This is a genomic window from Rothia amarae, assembly GCF_014705945.2.
Taxonomy (GTDB): Bacteria; Actinomycetota; Actinomycetes; order Actinomycetales; family Micrococcaceae; genus Rothia; species Rothia amarae.
Genome location: NZ_CP061538.1, coordinates 686230 through 706686 on the forward strand (window position 1 = coordinate 686230; position 20457 = coordinate 706686).

The 20457-nt window shown below is 52.3% G+C and carries 19 protein-coding genes and 1 pseudogene; 12 read left to right on the forward strand and 8 right to left on the reverse strand.

Annotation, left to right across the window (positions count from 1 at the left end; genetic code table 11):
* The first annotated feature begins 38 nt into the window (after positions 1–38).
* The 4 genes and pseudogenes from ppk2 to IDM48_RS03295 all read left to right on the forward strand — a co-directional run bounded on the left by ppk2 (position 39) and on the right by IDM48_RS03295 (position 3421).
* Positions 39–1085, forward strand: a complete 1047-nt coding sequence (gene ppk2 / locus IDM48_RS03280) for a polyphosphate kinase 2 (RefSeq protein WP_083147165.1) — start codon at positions 39–41, stop codon at positions 1083–1085.
* A 25-nt stretch (positions 1086–1110) separates the two neighbouring features.
* Positions 1111–2469: a phosphoglucosamine mutase gene (gene glmM, locus IDM48_RS03285; protein ID WP_190618017.1), complete on the forward strand. Its 1359-nt coding sequence runs from the start codon at positions 1111–1113 to the stop codon at positions 2467–2469.
* A 204-nt stretch (positions 2470–2673) separates the two neighbouring features.
* A pseudogene (locus tag IDM48_RS03290) lies at positions 2674–3147 on the forward strand (PTS transporter subunit EIIC); the annotation flags it as partial.
* Positions 3146–3421, forward strand: coding sequence for a mannitol-1-phosphate 5-dehydrogenase (locus IDM48_RS03295; RefSeq protein ID WP_190618019.1), 276 nt, complete (start codon positions 3146–3148; stop codon positions 3419–3421). The pseudogene IDM48_RS03290 and the gene IDM48_RS03295, both read left to right, overlap by 2 nt.
* A gap of 154 nt (positions 3422–3575) precedes the next feature.
* Here IDM48_RS03295 and mscL read toward each other — a convergent pair whose 3' ends face one another.
* The 3 genes from mscL to coaA all read right to left on the reverse strand — a co-directional run bounded on the left by mscL (position 3576) and on the right by coaA (position 5446).
* Positions 3576–3974, reverse strand: coding sequence for a large conductance mechanosensitive channel protein MscL (mscL, locus tag IDM48_RS03300; protein ID WP_068169493.1), 399 nt, complete (start codon positions 3972–3974; stop codon positions 3576–3578).
* Between the two features lie 146 nt (positions 3975–4120).
* Positions 4121–4366: a D-alanyl-D-alanine carboxypeptidase family protein gene (locus IDM48_RS11805; protein ID WP_190618604.1), complete on the reverse strand. Its 246-nt coding sequence runs from the start codon at positions 4364–4366 to the stop codon at positions 4121–4123.
* 123 nt (positions 4367–4489) lie between these two features.
* Entirely contained in the window at positions 4490–5446 is a 957-nt protein-coding gene (gene coaA / locus IDM48_RS03310; protein WP_190618020.1) for a type I pantothenate kinase, read from the reverse strand.
* 149 nt (positions 5447–5595) lie between these two features.
* On the opposite strand from coaA, the gene glmS reads away from it, so the two are divergent.
* From glmS to IDM48_RS03325, 3 genes are all read left to right on the forward strand, one after another.
* On the forward strand, positions 5596–7479 hold the full coding sequence (gene glmS, locus IDM48_RS03315; protein WP_190618606.1) for a glutamine--fructose-6-phosphate transaminase (isomerizing): 1884 nt from the start codon (positions 5596–5598) through the stop codon (positions 7477–7479).
* A gap of 127 nt (positions 7480–7606) precedes the next feature.
* The gene (locus IDM48_RS03320) at positions 7607–8053 is read left to right on the forward strand and encodes a holo-ACP synthase (protein WP_190618022.1); all 447 of its coding nucleotides are present in this window, start codon (positions 7607–7609) and stop codon (positions 8051–8053) included.
* A complete protein-coding gene (locus tag IDM48_RS03325; RefSeq protein ID WP_190618024.1) occupies positions 8050–9633 on the forward strand; it encodes an NAD(P)H-hydrate epimerase in 1584 nt (527 codons plus the stop codon). Before IDM48_RS03320 ends, IDM48_RS03325 begins: the two co-directional genes overlap by 4 nt.
* A gap of 73 nt (positions 9634–9706) precedes the next feature.
* Here IDM48_RS03325 and IDM48_RS03330 read toward each other — a convergent pair whose 3' ends face one another.
* The 3 genes from IDM48_RS03330 to IDM48_RS03340 all read right to left on the reverse strand — a co-directional run bounded on the left by IDM48_RS03330 (position 9707) and on the right by IDM48_RS03340 (position 13515).
* Positions 9707–11182 (reverse strand): sugar transferase, encoded by a 1476-nt coding sequence (locus IDM48_RS03330; protein WP_190618026.1) that lies wholly within the window; start codon positions 11180–11182, stop codon positions 9707–9709.
* A 275-nt stretch (positions 11183–11457) separates the two neighbouring features.
* Complete coding sequence (locus IDM48_RS03335; protein ID WP_190618028.1) at positions 11458–12243, reverse strand: phosphatase; 786 nt, start codon at positions 12241–12243, stop codon at positions 11458–11460.
* 15 nt (positions 12244–12258) lie between these two features.
* Positions 12259–13515 carry a glycosyltransferase gene (locus tag IDM48_RS03340; RefSeq protein ID WP_238398023.1) on the reverse strand — a complete coding sequence of 419 codons (1257 nt, stop codon included), beginning with the start codon at positions 13513–13515 and terminating at the stop codon, positions 12259–12261.
* 123 nt (positions 13516–13638) lie between these two features.
* Here IDM48_RS03340 and alr point away from each other — a divergent pair, with 123 nt between their 5' ends.
* Genes alr through tsaD form a run of 5 tightly spaced genes read left to right on the forward strand, consistent with a single transcriptional unit; the run spans position 13639 to position 17803 of the window.
* Positions 13639–14862, forward strand: coding sequence for an alanine racemase (gene alr, locus IDM48_RS03345; RefSeq protein WP_190618030.1), 1224 nt, complete (start codon positions 13639–13641; stop codon positions 14860–14862).
* Between the two features lie 3 nt (positions 14863–14865).
* Complete coding sequence (tsaE, locus tag IDM48_RS03350) at positions 14866–15474, forward strand: tRNA (adenosine(37)-N6)-threonylcarbamoyltransferase complex ATPase subunit type 1 TsaE (RefSeq protein ID WP_190618036.1); 609 nt, start codon at positions 14866–14868, stop codon at positions 15472–15474.
* 27 nt (positions 15475–15501) lie between these two features.
* Positions 15502–16212, forward strand: coding sequence for a tRNA (adenosine(37)-N6)-threonylcarbamoyltransferase complex dimerization subunit type 1 TsaB (tsaB, locus tag IDM48_RS03355; protein WP_151145531.1), 711 nt, complete (start codon positions 15502–15504; stop codon positions 16210–16212).
* Complete coding sequence (rimI, locus tag IDM48_RS03360) at positions 16213–16710, forward strand: ribosomal protein S18-alanine N-acetyltransferase (RefSeq protein WP_190618038.1); 498 nt, start codon at positions 16213–16215, stop codon at positions 16708–16710.
* Positions 16703–17803, forward strand: a complete 1101-nt coding sequence (gene tsaD, locus IDM48_RS03365; RefSeq protein WP_190618040.1) for a tRNA (adenosine(37)-N6)-threonylcarbamoyltransferase complex transferase subunit TsaD — start codon at positions 16703–16705, stop codon at positions 17801–17803. Before rimI ends, tsaD begins: the two co-directional genes overlap by 8 nt.
* Here the strand turns inward: tsaD and IDM48_RS03370 are convergent.
* Positions 17787–18944 carry a glutamate--cysteine ligase gene (locus tag IDM48_RS03370; protein ID WP_238398024.1) on the reverse strand — a complete coding sequence of 386 codons (1158 nt, stop codon included), beginning with the start codon at positions 18942–18944 and terminating at the stop codon, positions 17787–17789. The genes tsaD and IDM48_RS03370 overlap by 17 nt on opposite strands.
* A gap of 124 nt (positions 18945–19068) precedes the next feature.
* Positions 19069–20355 carry a class I SAM-dependent methyltransferase gene (locus IDM48_RS03375; protein ID WP_190618043.1) on the reverse strand — a complete coding sequence of 429 codons (1287 nt, stop codon included), beginning with the start codon at positions 20353–20355 and terminating at the stop codon, positions 19069–19071.
* Positions 20356–20457 lie beyond the last annotated feature (102 nt).

The following is a 20457-nucleotide window of genomic DNA, read 5'->3' on the forward strand; positions in this document are numbered from 1 at the left end:
ATGACTGGAACCACATGTCACTCTATGAAAGGTAAGCTATGGTAGCCCCTCGTAAAACCTCGGCGGACAAAGAAGTTTCGACCCAGGATCAGGCAAAAACCGGTGAGACTACTCCCGGTGGCGAGCACAACAATGCTATTAAATCGGCATTGAAGAAAGAGACTCGACGCGTATCTGTCGTGGAGGACTACTCTGCTGAACTGGACGAAATTTCGTCGCTACAGAAGAAACTAAAAGGCGATAGCAAAAAATCGGATGCTTGGAAAAAGGGGTACCCCTACGACGAGAAGCTAGGCCGAAAAGAATACGAGCGGGAGAAGCGCGCCCTCCAGATTGAACTGCTGAAGCTTCAGCTCTGGTTCAAAGATACCGGGCAGAAGCTACTTATTATTTTTGAAGGTCGCGATGCAGCTGGTAAGGGTGGAGCTATTAAGCGCTTCACTGAGCATCTGAATCCCCGCGGGTCACGCGTGGTTGCGCTGGAAAAACCGACCGAAATTGAACAGACCCAGTGGTATTTCCAACGCTACATTAAGCATCTGCCTGCTGGCGGCGAAATCGTGCTGATGGACCGCTCCTGGTACAATCGCGCCGGCGTCGAGCGCGTCATGGGTTATTGCAACTCGCAGGAATACTACGAATTTATGCGCGAAGCTCCCGAGTTGGAACGCATGCTAGTAAACTCGGGCATTAAGCTCATTAAGTTCTGGTTCTCTGTAACCCGCGCAGAGCAACTGGCTCGCTTTGACTCCCGCCGGACCGATCCCGTGCGCCAGTGGAAGCTGTCCCCCACAGACCTTGCATCCTTAGATAAGTGGGATGACTACACCGAAGCTAAAGAAGCTATGTTCTTCTACACTGATACCGGTGATGCTCCTTGGACGGTAGTCAAATCTAACGATAAGAAGCGCGCACGCTTGGAAGCTATGCGTTACGTTTTGACGCAGTTTGACTACCCCAACAAAGATCACAAAGTAGTAGGAACGGTGGACCCGCTCATTGTTGGTTCTGGTTCTGATGTGTTCGAAGACGACGAACCTGAAAATCCTGAGGGCTTCCCAGTACTGAAAGAAGATACAAAGTAGCCTTCAGGGCGTAGAATAACCAGTGATGTCTAAGAGATTATTTGGAACTGACGGTGTACGCGGACTTGCAAACGAGCTAATCACTCCGAGTATGGCACTCGAGCTTGCTCAAGCCGCCTCCATCGTTTTGGGGTTCAATACGGTAAAAAAGGGTGCGCGACCCAAAGCTGTTATTGCCCATGACTCTCGCATTAGCGGTGAGTTCATTGGGTCAGCAATGATGGCGGGCTTTGCCGCTTCCGGTGTAGACGTGTGGGACGCTGGCATGGTCCCCACACCGGCAGCAGCATATTTGGTCAGCGCAACCGATGCGGACTTCGGTGTCATGATCTCGGCTTCACACAATCCTGCAGAAGACAACGGAATTAAATTCCTTGCTCGCGGCGGTAAGAAGCTGGATGATTCGCTTGAAGATTCTATTGAAAAGTTATTCAAGGAGAAAGATTTTCGTGCTCCAATCGGCGGCGAAGTAGGGCGAATTCGCCCGCTTGCTGACGGCGAGGATCGCTACATCACTCACTTGCTTTCCACCATGCCAGAGCATCGTCGTCTTAACGGTCTGACTGTTGTTCTTGACTGTGCTAACGGTGCAGCATCCGGTGTTTCTCCCGACGCGTTTCGCACGCTGGGGGCGCAGGTTATTGTTTTGGCGGCCGAGCCAGATGGCACGAATATCAACGACGGCGTGGGCTCTACTCACCCCGAAAAGCTCCAGGCTGCCGTGGTAAAACACGGTGCTGATATGGGTATTGCCCATGACGGCGATGCCGATCGCTGCTTGGCAGTGGATGAGCAGGGCAACATGGTGGACGGCGACAAAATTATGTCCATTCTCGCTGTTGCGATGAAGGATGCAGGTCGCCTCAAAGACAATACCCTGGTTGCTACAGTGATGAGCTCTTTGGGTCTTGAGCTGTACCTGAAAGAGCAAGGCATTAAGCTGGAACGCACTTCTGTGGGTGACCGCTACGTTCTTGAATCGATGAACGCTAACGGGTTTAACCTCGGTGGCGAGCAGTCTGGTCACGTGATTATGAGTGATTATGCGACAACTGGCGACGGCGTTTTGACCGGTCTTCATCTTGCCGCTGAGGTCGCTCATACGGGCCTCCCTTTGAGTGAGTTGGCAGCACGGATGCAACCTACGCCGCAGAAACTCATCAACGTCAAAGGCGTTGACCGCGACGGCGTGAAAGATTCGGTTGCTCTGCAAGATGCTGTAACTGAAGCAGAGAAGGAGCTGGGTGAGAGCGGTAGAGTTCTGCTACGTCCCTCAGGCACCGAACCTTTGGTGCGCGTCATGGTTGAAGCCGCTGACCAGGAAACAGCGGATAGCGTGGCTCAACGTCTAGCTGATGTAGTGACTGCAGAGCTTTCACTGTAAGAATTTCCATCAATAGAGGGAAGACGCCGAACGGCGTCTTCCCTCTTCTCATATCTGGGATAAACCTGTACAGATATGTGACTTAAGAGTGTAGAATCTAGACATCTGAATTGTCTTTTCAGCCTAGAAATGATATGTGAGCTTAGTTTTTCAGAGATATCTGTTAGCAGAAAGGTTCACACATAAAGTAAGTTAGGGGTTTCAATGACTGAAACCAACGTGGAGCGCACCTCTATTCGCGTTCGCGTACAAAAGCTGGGTACGTTCCTCTCCAGCATGATTATGCCCAACATCGGTGCATTTATTGCCTGGGGCCTAATTACCGCACTCTTTATCCCTAAGGGCTTTTTCCCCAACGAGAAAATTTCGTCCATGGTCGACCCCATGGTCTTCTTTTTGCTCCCCATCCTGATTGCCTACACCGGCGGCAAGCTCATTTACGAACACCGCGGCGGTGTGGTTGGTGCAGCTGCAACTATGGGCGTCATCATGGGTGCCTCTGCAGAGGTATTTGTCGGCGAAGATGGTGCAAAGTCGCCCATGTTCCTCGGCGCTATGATTATGGGCCCTCTGGCTGCATGGTGCATGAAGAAGCTTGACGGTCTGTGGGACGGCAAAATCCGCTCCGGTTTCGAGATGCTCGTTAATAACTTCTCAGCCGGTATCTTTGCCGCCGTTGCGCAAGGCTAGCCGCAACGAACGATTCATCGGTCCTGCAGCAGAACTTGCCGAGATGGGGCGCCCGGTAAGCGGACTCCTGGCCGCTGTTGAGGCTTTGCTGAAGTTCGATGTTCAGGAAGATCCTGAAGCTGTGGAACTCCAGAGTAAGCTCGCTGCTGTCAAGGGTGGTTCAGTGGAACTGCCAGCAGTGGTTACTGAACTAACCGGCATCGAGAGTTCCCACCCCCTCTTTGAAGATTTGCAGGCTACTTTCAAGCGAGCACTCGCCTAAGTACCTTCATCTTTGCAGAGTAATAAGGCGCTCGCTTTCTGTCAGGAGAAACACTGACCGGAGGCGGGCGCTTTCTTGTATCTCGGGCTGATAGAGAAACAAAAATGCCCCGCATCATACGATGCGGGGCATTTTTATTTTGACTCAAAAGAAATTAGACGCGGGGGTCACCCTTAGGCGCTGAGATAGCGTCGCGAATTTCTTTGAGGAGAACCAACTGGGGATCTTCAGCTTCGTCAGCAAGATCCTCAGTGCCAAGCTTTGCAGCGCGGTGTTCGTTCATCTTGTTGATGGGCATGACGATGCAGAAATACAGAGCTGCTGCAACGATAAGGAAGTTGACGACTGCGGTCAAGAAGACGCCGACCTTGACGTCGCCAAAAGCCAACCAGCTATCGAAGTTGGGAGCCTGGAAAATCATTGCAATTGCAGGCATAAGTACACTCTCAACAAGTGCGTTAACAACGGTAGTGAAAGCGCCGCCAATGATAAGACCTACTGCAAGGTCAATGACGTTTCCACGGGTAATAAAATCTTTATATCCACTAAGCATGAGTTCAAGAATAATCTTGCCTAGACAGATTGGGAATAATTTATCGAAAATATTTACCAGGAAAGCAAGTGTGACTTCTCACGGCGAACATAAGGGGGAGTTCTTCACCCAAAATTAGAGGTGATGGGAATTAATTGTTCGTACATCTAACTGAGATACTGTGGTGCAGGTTCGAATCCCCACCATTCTTCCAAGCTTGCGGCGTCGGCGTTCTGATAGCGCTGTGCTTCACTTTCCCCGATATGACGGTAATGCCAGGACTCAATCCAATACCTCGTTATCTCATGTTTCCCATAGGGGAAGCGGAGGATGAAACCAAAGCGATGTGCGTTCTTCGCTAACCACTGCGCTTCAGGTGAATCGGCAAAACATACCGTACTGTGCCTACAAATGTTAAGTCCTCAGGCATCCAATTTTGAGGCTTTAGAGGGTGGGCTTTATTGACCAACACAGAGATTGACGCGGGGGAGCCCAGCTACAGCACATGGCGACGGGGAAGATTCATCGCTAACCTCTTAGTTCTTACGGAGCAGGACGCGTGAAATAGTATGATCTGCGCTTTTGGAGAGAATAAGGGTAGCTCGACCTCGAGTGGGGCGCACATTTTCAATCAGATTTGGCTCATTAATCGATTTCCAAATGGAATGAGCCAAATCTTTCGCAGTATCGTCGTCCAAATCCGCATACTTATTGAAGTGTGAGTGGGGATTTTGGAATGCCGAGTCCCGCAATGAAAGAAAACGTTCGATGTACCAGCGTTCGATATCGGAAGTCCGCGCGTCCACATAGATAGAGAAATCAAAAAAATCGCTGAGGGAAAGCGCCGCCTTATCGTTTGCACCCGTCTTCGCCGGTGCCAAAACGTTTAGCCCTTCAACAATCAGGACGTCCGGGGCAGTAACCTCGATACACTCATCGGGCAAAATATCGTAGTAGAGATGCGAATACTTCGGTGCAGTAACCACAGGTGCTCCAGATTTAATCTCCGAAACAAACCGTAAGAGCGCGCGTCGATTATATGACTCAGGAAACCCCTTACGATCCATGATTCCCCGTCGCTCTAGCTCAGCATTGGGATAAAGAAAACCGTCGGTAGTAACGAGTTGTACACGAGGGGTGGATGGCCAGCGGCGCAAAAGTGCTTGCAGAATACGAGCTGTGGTTGACTTCCCGGCAGCCACCGAACCAGCGACTCCAATAATAAATGGAACACGGCGCTGGGAGACCCCAAGGAAATCATTAGTCATATGGTTGAGAGAGCTGGTGGCATTCACATAGAGATTCAGCAGCCGAGAAAGGGGCAAATAAACTTGCCGAACTTCCTCAACATTCATTGTTTCCCCTAAACCACGAAGGTCTTCAATCTCCTCTTGGGTGAGAGGAACCTGAATTTCTGAAGCGAGTCGAGCCCATGTAGTTCGATCAAGCTCGGTGTACGGGGAGAACTTTGGCAACAATGAAGCGGCGCTCATTGTCAATATCTTAGTTATACGAATGCCCGCAACCTAATCTTTAGAGCTTAAAAGACTTGAAGGATGAGATAAACGCAATAGATAACCGAAGAGTGGACAACACGAGTGTTTACCAGTACATACACCTGCTCTCAGGTATTATTACCCACATGTGTGGAATTGTTGGATATGTAGGTCTGGGTCATACCCTAGACGGTAAAGAATTCGGTCATGGTGCATACGATGTGCTCCTGGAAGGTCTCCGCCGCCAGGAATACCGTGGTTATGACTCCGCTGGTGTAGCAGTCATTGGTGACGAAGGTATTGAGTACCGCAAAAAAGCGGGTAAGCTGGTCAACCTTGCCAATGAAGTAGAAGCTCACCCTCTCTCAGAATCAAACATCGGAATTGGACACACCCGCTGGGCAACCCACGGCGGACCTACCGATGCAAACGCTCACCCCCATGTGGTCGACGGCGGCAAAATGGCTGTTGTGCACAACGGCATTATCGAAAACTTCGCAGAGCTCCGCACCGAACTTCTCGCTGAAGGTGTGGAATTCAAGTCAGAAACTGACACTGAAATCGCAGCAAACCTCATTGCAAGCATTTACAACAAGCTTGAGGACAAAAACCTGACCGAGGCTCTTCGCCTCGCTTCGAATCGTCTTGAAGGTGCCTTCACCATCTTGGCTATTCACGCAGATCACAAAGATGAAGTAGTGGCAACCCGCCGCAACTCACCTTTGGTTATCGGTCTGGGCGAAAACGAAAACTTCCTTGGTTCTGATGTTTCCGGTTTCATCGACTACACCAAGAGCGCAGTTGAAATGGGCCAGGATCAGATCGTTACCATTACCGCTACCTCCTACAGCATTATCGACTTCGAAGGTAACGCTGCAGAAGGCAAGCCCTACGCTATCGAGTGGGACGCAGCAGCTGCTGAAAAGGGCGGCTTTGACTCCTTCATGGAGAAAGAAATTCACGAACAGCCCGCGGCTGTGCGCGATACCCTGATGGGGCGTTTCGATGAAAAGGGTAACCTGACTCTTGACGAGCTCAAGATCGATGACTCGATTCTGCGCTCCATCGATAAGATCATCGTGGTAGCTTGCGGTACCGCTGCCTATGCAGGTCAGGTTGCACGCTACGCTATCGAGCACTGGTGCCGTATCCCCACCGAAGTTGAGCTCGCACATGAGTTCCGCTACCGGGATCCCATTGTGAACGAGAAGACCCTGGTTGTTTCCCTTTCTCAGTCCGGTGAGACCATGGACACTCTGATGGCTGTGCGCCATGCACAGGAACAGGGCGCCAAGGTTGTTTCCATCTGCAATACCACCGGCTCCACCCTGCCTCGTGAATCAGACGCTGCTCTGTACACCCACGCAGGTCCTGAGATTGCTGTTGCCTCCACCAAGGCATTTCTGTCCCAGATCGCCGCAGCTTACTTGCTGGGTCTATACCTCGCACAGTTGCGCGGCAACATGTACAAGGACGAAATCCAGAGCGTTCTGAAAGAACTGCAGGCTATGCCTGAGAAAATTCAGGCAATCCTGGACAACGAACAGCAGATCAAGGATCTGGGCATTGAGATGAAGGACTCCGATTCGGTGCTCTTCCTCGGCCGCCACGTTGGCTTCCCCGTAGCGCTAGAAGGCGCTTTGAAGCTCAAGGAAATCGCTTACATTCATGCTGAAGGATTCGCCGCTGGCGAGCTCAAACACGGTCCGATCGCTCTGGTCGAAGAGGGTCAGCCCATCTTCGTGGTTGTTCCTTCACCTCGCGGTCGCGATTCCTTGCACTCCAAGGTCGTATCGAACATTCAGGAAGTCCGCGCCCGTGGTGCAGTAACCATTGTGATTGCAGAAGAAGGCGACTCCACAGTGGAGCCTTACTCCAACCACATTATCCGTTACCCCCAGTGCCCCACTTTGCTGCAGCCTCTGCTGGCTACCGTGCCTTTGCAGATTTTCGCTTGCGCACTCTCCGGTGCTAAGGGTCTGGATGTTGATCAGCCTCGTAACCTTGCAAAGTCAGTGACTGTTGAGTAAACAGACTACTCACTAGCTTGAGCTAAGGTGAAGTAAAAAGGGACGCTACCTGCCAGGGGGGGCGTCCCTTTTTCGTGCCCTGATAGCGCAGGTGTCTAAACTGGATACAGAAGAAAGGACCGCCGCAGTGATTATAGGTACGGGCATCGACGTGGTAAACCTTGACCGGTTTGCCTCCATTATTGAGAGAAATCCTGCGCTGATAGAGCGCGTATTTGTGCCGGCAGAAAGGGGAAAAACGCTCCGATCATTGGCGGCTCGTTTTGCGGCTAAGGAGGCAATCGCTAAGGCATTGCGTGCACCGAGTGGCATGGTATGGCAGCATTGCTGGATTGAAAATACTGACGACGGCGCGCCCTTCGTAGTTACTACGGGCACGGTTGCGGATCGCGCAGCATCCTTAGGTATTAATCGCTGGCATCTGACTATTACCCACGATGACCCTGTTGCAATTGCCTCTGTGGTTGCCGAACACCTCACGCTAGAAGAACAGGAAATTTTACTGCAGATTGACGCTGAGGGGGCTCACCAGCTCATATCAGTGGAACCCGCCGTGGAAGGAGAAAGCCGATGATTTCTGCCTATTCAGGAAGTACTATTCGTGCTATTGAAGAGCCGGTGGTCAGCGCACCGGACTACGACGGTTATCTGATGCAACGCGCAGCCCTGGCGTTGAGTAGCTCCCTTGAAAACTATCTGGGCGCGAAGAACAAAGTGCTGTTGCTGGCGGGGAAGGGTAATAACGGTGCTGATGCTCTGTTTGCCGGCGCATCTCTAGCTCAAGGAGGAACCGCTGTAGATGCTCTCCTTACCGAGGGTTCCGCCGTCGAACATGCCTTAGATGCTTTCCTCGAAGCCGGGGGAGAAGTCCTGGCAGGGCTGCCCGAGTCGTTGGACGACTACGCCGTAGTGGTCGATGCAATTCTGGGAACTGGGTCCCGAGGGGGATTACGGAACACTTCCCAGCAGGTAGTGCAGAGTTTGAGGGAAATTCAGCTACGTGGGGAGCTACCGGCGGTCGTTGCCTGTGATCTTCCCTCCGGTATAGACGCCGATTCAGGGGAAGTATTTGAACCGGTTCTGCGGGCGCAACGCACCGTGACTTTCATTGCAGCTAAGACCCCTTTCCTCACTTCAGCCGAAACTCTCTGCGGGGAAATGGTGGTTGCTGATTTAGGAATTTCTGATTTGTTGAGGGAGACAACAGCTGACGCGGTTCGCTATTGCGATGCTGAACTGGTCGGTTGTTTGCCCCAACCCGGAGCATTTGACCATAAATACACGCGCGGAGTTTTGGGGATGATTTGCGGAAGCGAAGAGTATCCCGGAGCCGCTTTAATGAGCACCCAAGCCGCCGTCCATACGGGACCCGGTATGGTTCGTTTCGTAGGAACAGACCGCCTCAACTATCAAATCCAGCTCAATACACCTGAAGCTGTGTGTAGCCAGCAGAAGCCGGAGGAACTTCACGTACAAGCATGGGCGGCGGGATCAGGGGCTAATCCCGAATATCGACAGCAGGACCTCCTACATGCTATCCAGGCGAAAGAGGCAGCAGTTTTGGACGCCGCCGCTGTCGAAGTAGCTGGCCGCTGGGTGGCGATGGAAGCAATCCTGGGTAGCCATAAAATTCTTACTCCACATGCCGGCGAATTGGAAGGTTTTCTGCAGTGGATACAAGTACTCGATGCCCAGCGGTGGGAAGAGAAGATGGGGGAAGAAAAAGCTCCCTCCCGCGCAGACATAGAAGCGCATCCAGTTTTCTGGGCGCGACGAGCAGCTGTGCTGAGCGGAGCAACAGTGCTGTTGAAAGGGGCAACTACTCTGATTGCGTCCCCCAGCGGAAAAGTTATCAGTGTTGCTCCAGGAACTCCCTGGCTAGCCACTGCAGGCAGCGGAGATACGCTATGCGGGATTCTCGGTGCCCTGCTGGCTCAATATGAAGCGTCTCTTGAACAAGAAAATTCAACCATGCCAGCATCGGGAGAAGAGAAGCCTGAACTTGAAAATTATGCACGGATTGCAGCCTGTGCCGTTCGAATCCATCATCTAGCAGCGGACGTCGTCCACCAGGGCGGTCTGCAGGGACCTGTGCCGCCGTCTCAGGTTGTCCGACATATTCCGCAGGCCGTGGCTACTTTCTTAGCTTCCTAGGTGCTTTCAAGCGCAAAAATGCCGGTTGCTTCTTCACAGAAGTAACCGGCATTTTCTTCTCATCCCTACATGTTTAGTAAGCGCCTTCCTGGGCGAATACAGCGCGAACTGTGCGGAAGAGAATGACCATATCGCCAATAACGGACCAGTTCTCCACATAGTAGAGATCCAAGCGAATGGACTCTTCCCACGAAAGATCAGAACGGCCAGAAACCTGCCACAAACCGGTAATACCGGGCTTTACCAACAGACGGCGATAAGCGTCTTCCTCATACTGCTCTACTTCAGATTCCAGAGGTGGGCGAGGACCTACCAACGACATATCGCCAATGAGTACGTTCCATAGCTGGGGGAGTTCATCGATTGAATACTTACGAATGAACTTACCAATTTTGGTAATGCGAGGATCGTCAGCCATCTTGAAGAGAATGCCGTTACCCTCGTTCTGCGACATCAGCTCTTTTTTCAGCTCTTCAGCGTTAGTTACCATCGAACGGAACTTCACCATGTGGAAAGGACGACCGCGGTAACCTACACGCTGCTGCAGGAAGAAGATCGGTCCTCCGTCAGACTTCACAATCAAAGCTACAACGAGCAAAAGAGGTGAGAGAAGAATGAGACCGAAAGATGCCGCGACGATGTCAATTGTGCGCTTGACCAGAGCAGAGAAACCCTCCATGCGCGGGGTCGAAACGTGAATGAGTGGAACACCGTTGAGCGGCTGAGTGCGAATACGCGGACCGGCAATGTCAGTCATTGCGGGGGCAACGATCAGTTTGACGTGGCCAGCTGCCAGGTCCCAGCCCAAAGACCGAAGCTCTTTAGGGGTAAGACGGTGACCCGAAGAAACAGCAACCGCATGAATATTGTGAGCGCGGCAGGCTTCGAGAATCTCCTGGGAATTGGTGCTGTACCCCAACACAGGTACGTCGTACCCAGCAACGGTAGTGCCGGCTTCAAAACCGGGAAGATAGAAAGCGACCGGGTTAAGACCGGACTGCTTAGCACCATGCAAAGTGTCATAGAGGTGAGCGCCGGAAATTTCGTCGGAAACCACCATAACGCGAGTAAGCGCACGTCCCTTGTTACGCCAGTGCACTAGATAGCGGCGTAGGCACCACCGCGTAATGAGCAAAAGTGCAAGACCCAAAGGGTAGGCAACCAGAATGTAGGCACGGGCAAAGTCAATAGTCGTGACGTACGAGAAAATTGCTACCGCACAGAAGAAATACGTGGTTGCTTTGATAACTAGGCGGTATTCGTCGTTGCCTTGACCTAGATAGCGAATATTTCGTGAGTTAGCAATCTCCAAGGAAATGAACCACAAAATGCCAATGATGATTCCGGTTGCGCTGTAATCCAAAGTTGCTTCGGCACGACCGAGTACGTTGGCATCACGCCAACCAAAACTCACCACGTGTGCGACGATGATAGTAATTGTTATTGCGAGAAAATCACCGATATTAAGAGCGGCAACGATTTTAGGTTGCCACGTGCGCGTGTCGCGAGTTTCTGCCCAGCGCTCTTCGATGATGGATTCGTTCTCCACCTAGTTAATCCCCTTTTTATTTGCCCTCTGCCTCTATGAGGATACTTTTCGTCAATGCGACGAAAAGACCCTATTACCTCATAGAGTTCTATTCTAAACTTCATATTTCTATATCAGTATCAAAAATAATATGCGTGTTATATGCTCAGTCGGTCTTGCAACACCGACTGTTCCCTAAACCGGGGACAAAATACCCTCTCACTAGGGTATAAGTATCCTGCTATTTAGGGGGGTAAACGTGGGCAAGATGATAGAAAAAAGATAGAGGATGCCTCTTATCCCAGCAAACCTGCCTTAGTTAAGATAAATTCGGTTACCGGCTGGTAAAGATGAGGATTTACATTATCGTCCATAGGAACCGCTACCAAAAGTTGCCCCTGCTCAGCCGAAACAAATAGACCGGGATCGTTACAATCTGCAATGCCGATTGTGGCTAGCCCAGCGCTAGCAGCATACCCAGCCAGACCATGATCAGCAATCACCAGATCAGGTTCGGTTCCCCGTTCTCTGAGCTGACGGAGAGAAAGCTCCATCGGACCGGGAAAATGCGTGTGCTGTAGGTTGCCATACTGTTCAAACATCACTACATCAAGAATCTGCCGAATTTCGCCGTCGAGAAATTTATCTCCCTCTTGAATCTGCAAAATTTCTGCCCCAGCACTCTCAGCGTAGCGCGCTAGCTCGCAGTAGATGGGGAAAAGTCCGGCAGGGTGGCCGGTTCCGAATAGTAATTTTTGCTGGTTACCGACCGCACGTCCGAAGATTTCTGAATACTCATAGAGAGCCTCAATACATTTTTCTGCGCTGATGGAATCCTGACCTTCGAGGAAAGAAGCCTCATCCTTTGTTCCCACCCGCCGTGCCATCAGCTCTAAAATATCTTCATAGGTCCAATCCCTGGTCCACTTCACACCAAATTCCAGGTGCTCGTTGCCCTCCACGAATCCGTGCATGTGGCTGATGTTGTTCTCGCGAGTGGTCGCTATATCGCCGCAAATACGGGCCTGATTCAGATAATCTGCAAATTCTTGGTCAGTGAGCGTAAATTTTTTGAGTTTCATGGAAGCTCCTAGTCTTTAGCGGTCAGTAAAGGACGGTTTTGAAAGGGAAGAATAAAGTTCAAAGAGATGTTCTGCGGTGAGGACCCACGTCTTGCGAGCAGCTCGTTGTGCGGCAAAAGCCCCAAGATTCTGGCGTAATTGGGGGTGGCGCACAAGGTGTTCTATAGCCTGTGCCCAGTCCGCAGGGGTCCGGCTGGCAACCAATACACCTGAGCGTTGATTCTCAACGGCAGCCGCTAATCCATCTGCATCGGTAGCAATGACCGGGGTTCCGCAAGCCTGAGCCTCTAAAGCGACCAGCCCAAATGTCTCCGACGACGAGGGACACGCCACTATATCTGCCCTTCTGAACTGCTGGGCAAGATCGCGGGAAGAAACCGGAGGAATAAGTTCTACCTGCTGTTCTAACCCGAGCTCCTGGGCGCGTGCCAGAAGCCGCTCCTCAAAGTCGGTGTTCGAGCGCCCTATGATCGTAAGGTTCACCGCCAGGTCTGCAGGGAGTAAAGCCAGGGCTTCCACCAGAATTTGCGGCCCCTTCAGGGGCTGAGGACGACCAGCAAAAACAAGATGCGCGGAAGTGGCAGAGCCCGCATGCTCAGCTTGTTCACCGGTAGTCGGCTTAAAAATACCGGTATCTACGCCGGGCTCAATAATCGAAATCTTGGCAGGATCCGCCGCATAGAAGCGAACCATCTGCTCTTTCTCTACCGCGGTATTGACCACCAGTGCCGCACACTTCTCGACAATTTCCTGTTCAGCACGGCGTCGTTCGGCCGGCTCATGCGGCTCGCCGGCGCCTGCCCGCGCGTTCTTAGCTGCGGCGGTAGTGTGCATGGTATGAACCACCGGGATATCCTCGCCATACTGCAATGCCACCAAACCTGAGAGCCAATAGTGAGAATGAATGATGTCGGGGGAGCGGCGGGACTTTTGCTGAACTCGGCGCGCAAATTCATCGATGAAACCAGGGAGCTCGGACTTCTTAGCACCGAACGCTTCTTCAATCTCAATCATATGGACGACTGCGCGCTCGGAGACCTGCTGGCAGGAGCGTTTCAAACGTTGCGGCGCCAGAGTAAAAATTTCAACGGAGAGCTGAGGAAATTCTGCCAGAAGTGCTCGTAGCGAACGGTCAATATACACATTCATTCCACCGGCGTCGCCCTCACCGGGTTGAGCTAGCGGGGAAGTATGCATCGAAATGATGTGAAGGTGCACACCGTTCTCCGAGGTTTGTACCTTGCACTCATCTGCAGTAAATATCTCATTCACAGCTCTAACTCTAGGACACACTCAGATGCTGCTCAAAGATTAAAGAAAGGTGCGCTTAACCGGGATAATACGCAAGGGCGTAAGATTTAGAAAGCAATGACCCTCTACGTTCAGGAGAAACGCATGTCTGCCACGCCATCTTTTACACCCGTGCTTGCGCCTGGTGCTCCCGAGCGCATGGCTGTCATTGACCTGAACGCTGTACGCCACAACGTGAGACACCTCAAGACTGAGATAGGGGAGCGTACCCTCATTGCCGTGGTGAAAGCTGATGCCTACGGACACGGCGCTATAGAAGTAGGACGAGCGGCGCTAGAAGCGGGAGCAGATATGTTGGGCGTTGCCCACATCCGTGAAGGTTTGTCCCTACGTCGTGCTGGAATCGACGCCCCGCTACTGGCCTGGATGCACACTCTCAACTCTGATTTTTCCCGGGCGCTGACAGGAAATATTGAGCTGGGGGTCTCGGGTTGGGATTTGGACGCCGTCGCCGAGACTGCGCAAAAAGTAGGAACCCGCGCCGTCGTGCATATAAAAGTTGATACTGGCTTGGGGAGAAATGGCTGCACCCTCGCTGATCTGCCCGCTTTGCTGCACCGAGCTCGTGAGTATGAAGAGCAAAATCTCGTGACCGTACGAGGTGTCTTTACCCATCTGGCAGTAGCCGACGAACCTGCCCGTACCGAGACTCTCACTCAGCTGGAAGCCTTCAACGCTGCTGTCAATCATGTACGCCAGGCAGGGCTGAACCCCGAACTTTTCCATATAGCTAATACACCCGGCACGCTGATGCACGGGCAGGAAGCAATTCCTGAAGAACTCCTGGGTAACGCGGTTCGAGTAGGTTTGGGTGTCTATGGACTATCGCCCATCTCCTCACATGATCCTGAAGATTTTGAGCTTCAACCGGTCATGACCTTTCAAACCTTTATCAACTCCGTCAAAGAAGTACCTGCCGGACAAGGTGTTTCTTATGGATTGAACTATCGCACCGAAACCCCCACCACCCTTGCACTGGTGCCTGTGGGGTACGCCGACGGGGTTCCGCGCGTCGCTTCCAACGCCCCCGTGCGCATCTACCCTGCCGGTGCACAAGCCCAGACTTATCAGGTGGTAGGTCGAATTGCTATGGACCAAATGGTCATTGACTTAGGTAAACCCGGACTATCTGACCCCGAATTTGGGTACCTAGGTGCGCCCGTCGTCCTCTTTGGCAACGGAGAAAATCCGTCAGTGACCGAATGGGCAGAGGCTGCAGGTACTATCAACTACGAAATCGTCACACGCATATCCTCTCGTGTGGACCGCGTATTTATTGACGAATCGACATCAACCAGCGAGAGCTAACAAATGACCGCACTTTCGAAAATTGATATTGCATTACAAGGCCCCGAACATACCCGATCGGTAGCACTAGCCTTAGCGCCGCTCCTGCAACCGGGTGATTTGCTTATTCTCACGGGAGAACTAGGGGCAGGAAAAACTACTTTCACTCGCTCTCTGGGGGAGGGGCTTGGCGTCCGAGAAGGTGTCATCTCACCCACCTTCGTTCTCTCACGAGTGCATCCCAATCTCCCCGACGGTCCTCGCCCCGGTGGCCCCGATTTAGTACACGTCGATGCTTACCGCTTGAGCTCCGCCGAAGAAATCGACGACCTCGACCTCGAATACTCAATGGATCAGTCCGTTACCGTTATTGAGTGGGGTAGAGACAAAGTGGAGCATCTGGCAGAATCACGATTAGATCTTGAACTCACCCGCGTAACAGGTGCAGATATCGAAGCTGGTTTAGAATTCGTTGCCACCGAAGAACACGATCCCTGGGAAGAAAACGAGGAAGCTGAAGAAGATGCTCCCGAGCCGCGTTCCCTGAGAATCCTCGCCTCCGGCCCCCGCTGGGAAGGCACAGCATGGAGCGAACTATCTCAGGCGCTTGAGAGCGCGCCCCTCACTGCATAACCACCACTGGAAGTTGATACAAATACCGTGCTTGTACTTGCTTTAGATTCCTCGGCAACCGCCTCTGTAGCACTCGCAAAGATCCACCAGGACAGCGGAGAAGTCGAGATGCTCGCTCACCGACGTACCTCAGATACTCGTTCACATGCTGAAGTCATGGCTCGCTTTGTAGAAGAGACCCTTCACGATGCCGCAGTTGACCCCTTTTCGATAGATGTCATTGTATGCGGCACCGGCCCCGGACCTTTCACCGGATTACGCGCAGGTATCGTCACCGCCCGTACTGTGGGATTTGCCTGGAACAAGCCGGTGCTGGGGCTGATGAGCCTCTATGCACTTGCAGAGTACGTGTTTGAAGACGCGCGAAGGGCGGGAAACGACAGCTTCGTGATTGTAACTGACGCGCGACGCCGCGAAGTTTATTCCGCGAAATTCTTACTGGAGAACAAGGGGTACACCTTGGTTTCTGGACCCTGCGTGGGACCTGCAGAGGAAGTTCCCGACGTCGCCGCATACGGCAAAGGTGCTGGGCTCTACTCCGATGTGATGAAGACCGTGGAGGGTTTCGAAAACCATCAGCCTGACGCCGAATATCTGCTGAAAGCCGCTTCTCGGCTGGGACTAGAGAACCTCTCCGAGGACACTTCAGCACTTTATCTCAGGGATTCTGACGCCAAAGTTCCTGCTGCCCGCAAAAAAGCAAGTATTTCTGCCGTTACCGTGCCGGGTGAAAAATAAATGCTGCATTCCGAACTGCCTGCCGTGGCTCACGCAATAATGCGTGAAATGACCCTTCACGATGTAGAAGCTGTGCATACCGCAGAACTCTCCCTTTTCCCCGCCGATGCCTGGCCACTGGAAATGTTTTTTGCAGAGATTCAGCACCCTACCCGCGCCTATGTCGTCATTGAAAAAGAGGGCGAAATCGTAGGTTATGCCGGTGCTATGTGCATAGCAGATACCGCCGATATTCAGACCATTGCGGTTCTGCCGCAGTATGAAGGGCAAGGGTACGGCAGGGCTATGTTGGATTTCTTACATCGTGAATCAGCGCAACGAGGCGCTCAGCGTATTCTCTTAGAAGTTCGAGCGGATAACCTGCGGGCTCAAAATCTCTATCATCTGAACGGATACCGGCAGATACACTGCCGCGCCGGGTACTATAACGACGGTGTAGACGCCCTCATCATGGAAAAATCTCTGACACTCAATTCACCGGGAGCAACGCATGACTAAAGAACCTCTAGTGCTAGGGATTGAATCATCCTGCGACGAAACGGGTATTGGCATTGTGCGAGGTAATACTTTGCTCACCAATGCCGTGTCATCTTCGATGGATGAACACGTGCGGTTTGGGGGAGTTATCCCGGAGATAGCATCTCGTGCTCACCTGGATGCTTTTGTTCCTGCTCTGCAGAGTGCGTTGCGGGAAGCCGATGTCACGCTCGATGAGATTGATGCCATTGCAGTGACGGCAGGGCCAGGGCTTTCTGGTGCTCTTATGGTGGGTGTCTCTGCCGCCAAAGCTTTATCCGTTGCTACGGGCAAACCGCTCTATGGTATCAATCACCTGGTAGCGCACGTCGGCGTGGGATTACTGGAAGACTCTGGAATCGAAGGTCACGGTGCTGAACTGCTCGACCAGCTCCCCCGCGAAGGACTTGGAGCGCTCTTAGTTTCAGGCGGTCACACCGAGATTCTGGCGGTTCGAGACATTACCTCGGATGTTGAACTCTTAGGGGCAACCCTGGACGACGCCGCCGGCGAAGCGTACGACAAAGTCGCGCGTTTGCTAGGTCTCAACTATCCAGGTGGCCCCGCCATCGATAACGCGGCACGAGCTGGTCACCGAAAAGCGTTTAACTTTCCCCGCGGATTATCCGCGCGCAAGTTCATGGGCACCGCCGAAAATCCCGGTCCCCACCGCTATGATTTCTCTTTCTCAGGCCTCAAAACAGCTGTGGCACGAGTAGTCGAAGGATTCGAAACGCGAGGAGAGGAAATCCCCGTTGCAGATATCGCGGCGTCCTTCCAGGAATCCGTCGTGGACGTCATTACTAAAAAAGCAATGCTTGCTTGCCAAGAAAAAGGAATCAAAACGTTGCTTCTAGGCGGGGGAGTAGCGGCAAATTCCCGCCTGCGCCAGCTCGCTGCCGACCGTTGCGCTGAACACGGGATTACCCTGATTATTCCCAAACTCTCGCTGTGCACCGATAACGGGGCTATGGTCGCCGCTTTGGGCGCACGACTGGTGGCAGAAGGTAGAGAGCCTTCTGGAATCGATTTTGAAACCGATTCTTCGCTACCGGTGACTACCGTGCTGATCTAAAGTACGGAGACTTGGTCTGCTCCACGAGATAGCGCACGACGGCGGTCAAATCATTATTGCTCTCCTGCGCTATCTTGCGTTGCTGGGCAGTGCTGCCGCCGTCCTGAATCATCCGTTCAATCTGCGCTAGATCATCTGAGCAATCTAAATCGCGGGCAATAGGTTCAAAGATATTAAGCAGACGCTCAATATCTTCGGTCACTAGCAACTCGTTATTGTCGTTGTCTTGGATAATAATCGCATCCAAGCCGTAGCGAGCGGCGCGCCATTTATTTTCCTGCATATGCCAGGGTTTTAGCGGCGCTAAAATTTTTCCCGCTTCATAATCGCGTGAGAGCGATTCCACCAGGCACTGATCAAACGCTACAAGCCCGGAAATATCGTTGAGCGAAGACAAACCATCGCATACGCGCATTTCAACAGTGCCGTAATGAGCTACCGGGCGGATATCCCAGCGGTTCTCGCTAGGATCATCAATCACACCGGTCACCATCAAATCTTTCAAAAAGACTTCGTAATCTTCCCAGCTCTCAAACGAGAAGGGCAGACCTGCGGTGGGCAGCTGCTGGAACATGAGCGCACGCTGGCTCGCATAACCGGTATCGAAGCCCTCCCAGAACGGAGAGGACGCCGAAAGCGCCAGCAGATGCGGATAGAAATTACTCAAACCATTCAATACAGGCAATGCCTTGGCTTTACTATCAATACCGGTATGAACGTGCACACCGTAAATCATCATCTGCCTACCCCAGTACTGGGTGCGATCCAGCATCTTCTGATAGCGATCTTTATTGGCGATAGGTTGGTCAATAGAACGAGAAAAGGGATGAGTACCCGCCGAAAAAATTTCAATACCCAACTGGTCGGTGGCGACCATAAGTTGTTCTTTTGCTTTCTCTAACTGGTGGACCGCTTCGGCAACATTGGCGGAAACGCCGGTAACGAGCTCCACCGTATTATCTAAAAATTCACCGGTAATATGCGGGCCGGTGGAAGCATCTAACAGTTCAGGAGAAAGTTCCTCTATCACATCGAATACTTCTTGCGCTCGCGAGGTGAGCTCCATGCTCTTGCTATCGACGAGCGCTAATTCCCACTCAACACCGAGGGTTGATTGAGCCGATTTGGCGAATGAAATCACGGAGGTTCTCCTGAATGATGAGAAGTGAGGCATCTGACCTTAATTATAGGTCAGCGAAAAAGTGGATTTTACATACGAGTACACATAGTGAGATGTCTCTCAGGGTGCTAGAAAAGGGAGGCTCTTATCCGGTAAAAGTCATCAGCGGTTGGGCCGATAACGCCAAGCGTCGAGATGCTGTGCCTTCCCCTAGCCTCGTGACAATCAGAGTGCCTTCAACGGAACCCTTTTTCTTCTTGCTCTGCCCCAGGAGCTTTTTACGGAGTTGCTCAGGAACAATATCTACCCCGCGTTTTTTGATGGTAAGCGTACCGATGTTTTCTTCGCGCACCCATTTTTTCAACACTTTTTCTTGCAGAGGCATCTCGCCAAGAATTCTATAGCCGCTCACGGCAGGGGAGTCTAGCTCCTTGTCGGCGCTGAGATAGGCAAGGTGTTTGTCTATCAAATGTGCATCGAGCTGGTCCGCGAGTTCACTCACCAGGTGCGCACGCACAATAGCGCCGTCGGGTTCGTAGAGGAAATCTTCAATCTCGCCCGATTCCGCCGGGGGAACCTCAACGTCATCGATAGCGCTGGTGATTTCAAAGAGTATTTCAGGTTCCAGTGGGTGAGGGGAAAGCAACGTTGCACTGCGGCGCACGTTCTTACGGGCGAGCGCATTGAACCACAGAACTACTTCTACCACTTGGCCGCCGTGGCTAATCCATTGGGCTTCGCACTGCTCGGGAATTTCATGATGGGGGATTCCCGGCCCCATCTTCACACCCATGGGGATACCGGTTTGAGCCAGTTTCACCACAAACGATAGGGGAGGAGAGAACGCTTCGGCGTCGAAAATTCGAGACGAGGTTCGCCCCTGCTCCACTGTGCGTCGGGCAGGATCTAGCCAGAGCCCTTGAACGGGGTTTCCTTCGTTATCTTTTAGCTCAGATATATCGAGGTGCTCAACATTTCCCACTTTCACCATCGAACGAGGGTAGTCGGAGAGATTATGGGCAGTCATAGCGGCGGTAGCTTCATCAAGCTCCACCGCAAGCACGCTCATGCCCGCGCGCGAAAATTCTAGAGAATCTGCTCCGATGCCACACCCTAAGTCTGCAACTGACACCACGCCAGCTTCTTTGAAACGCTGAGCATGCAAACGCGCCACTGACGTACGGGTTGCTTGCTCGAAACCAGCCTCGGTCAACACCATTTTTTGAGCGGCTTCGCCAAATTTAGAGAGTGCCTGCGTGCGCAGCTTCGCTTGATTCAAAATGGCGGATACGGAGGGAGGGGCAAACCCTTCAGCTCGCAGAGCACTGGCATATTCCAGAGCATTCTTCTGCAGGTAAGGGACGAATCGGTCCACGGTTTCAAGTTCTCGCACAGATAGTGCAAGCGCCGGAGGCGAAGAAAGTAAAGACATCACTGCTCATCTTAGCGAAGACATTCGATGCGCTCATCGCGAAACGCCCGTGCTTTCTTGACCCTGAAACGCCAGCGGTTCTAAAGTTTGTATTAGCACTTG

What these genes read in the sequence shown, in the direction of transcription:
- ppk2 (WP_083147165.1), top strand. Translation starts at nt 39, where the DNA reads ATGGTAGCCCCTCGTAAAACCTCGGCGGACAAAGAAGTTTCGACCCAG.
- glmM (WP_190618017.1), top strand. Translation starts at nt 1,111, where the DNA reads ATGTCTAAGAGATTATTTGGAACTGACGGTGTACGCGGACTTGCAAAC.
- mscL (WP_068169493.1), bottom strand. Translation starts at nt 3,974, where the DNA reads ATGCTTAGTGGATATAAAGATTTTATTACCCGTGGAAACGTCATTGAC.
- coaA (WP_190618020.1), bottom strand. Translation starts at nt 5,446, where the DNA reads ATGAGCGCCGCTTCATTGTTGCCAAAGTTCTCCCCGTACACCGAGCTT.
- glmS (WP_190618606.1), top strand. Translation starts at nt 5,596, where the DNA reads ATGTGTGGAATTGTTGGATATGTAGGTCTGGGTCATACCCTAGACGGT.
- IDM48_RS03325 (WP_190618024.1), top strand. Translation starts at nt 8,050, where the DNA reads ATGATTTCTGCCTATTCAGGAAGTACTATTCGTGCTATTGAAGAGCCG.
- IDM48_RS03335 (WP_190618028.1), bottom strand. Translation starts at nt 12,243, where the DNA reads ATGAAACTCAAAAAATTTACGCTCACTGACCAAGAATTTGCAGATTAT.
- alr (WP_190618030.1), top strand. Translation starts at nt 13,639, where the DNA reads ATGTCTGCCACGCCATCTTTTACACCCGTGCTTGCGCCTGGTGCTCCC.
- tsaE (WP_190618036.1), top strand. Translation starts at nt 14,866, where the DNA reads ATGACCGCACTTTCGAAAATTGATATTGCATTACAAGGCCCCGAACAT.
- rimI (WP_190618038.1), top strand. Translation starts at nt 16,213, where the DNA reads ATGCTGCATTCCGAACTGCCTGCCGTGGCTCACGCAATAATGCGTGAA.
- tsaD (WP_190618040.1), top strand. Translation starts at nt 16,703, where the DNA reads ATGACTAAAGAACCTCTAGTGCTAGGGATTGAATCATCCTGCGACGAA.
- IDM48_RS03375 (WP_190618043.1), bottom strand. Translation starts at nt 20,355, where the DNA reads ATGTCTTTACTTTCTTCGCCTCCGGCGCTTGCACTATCTGTGCGAGAA.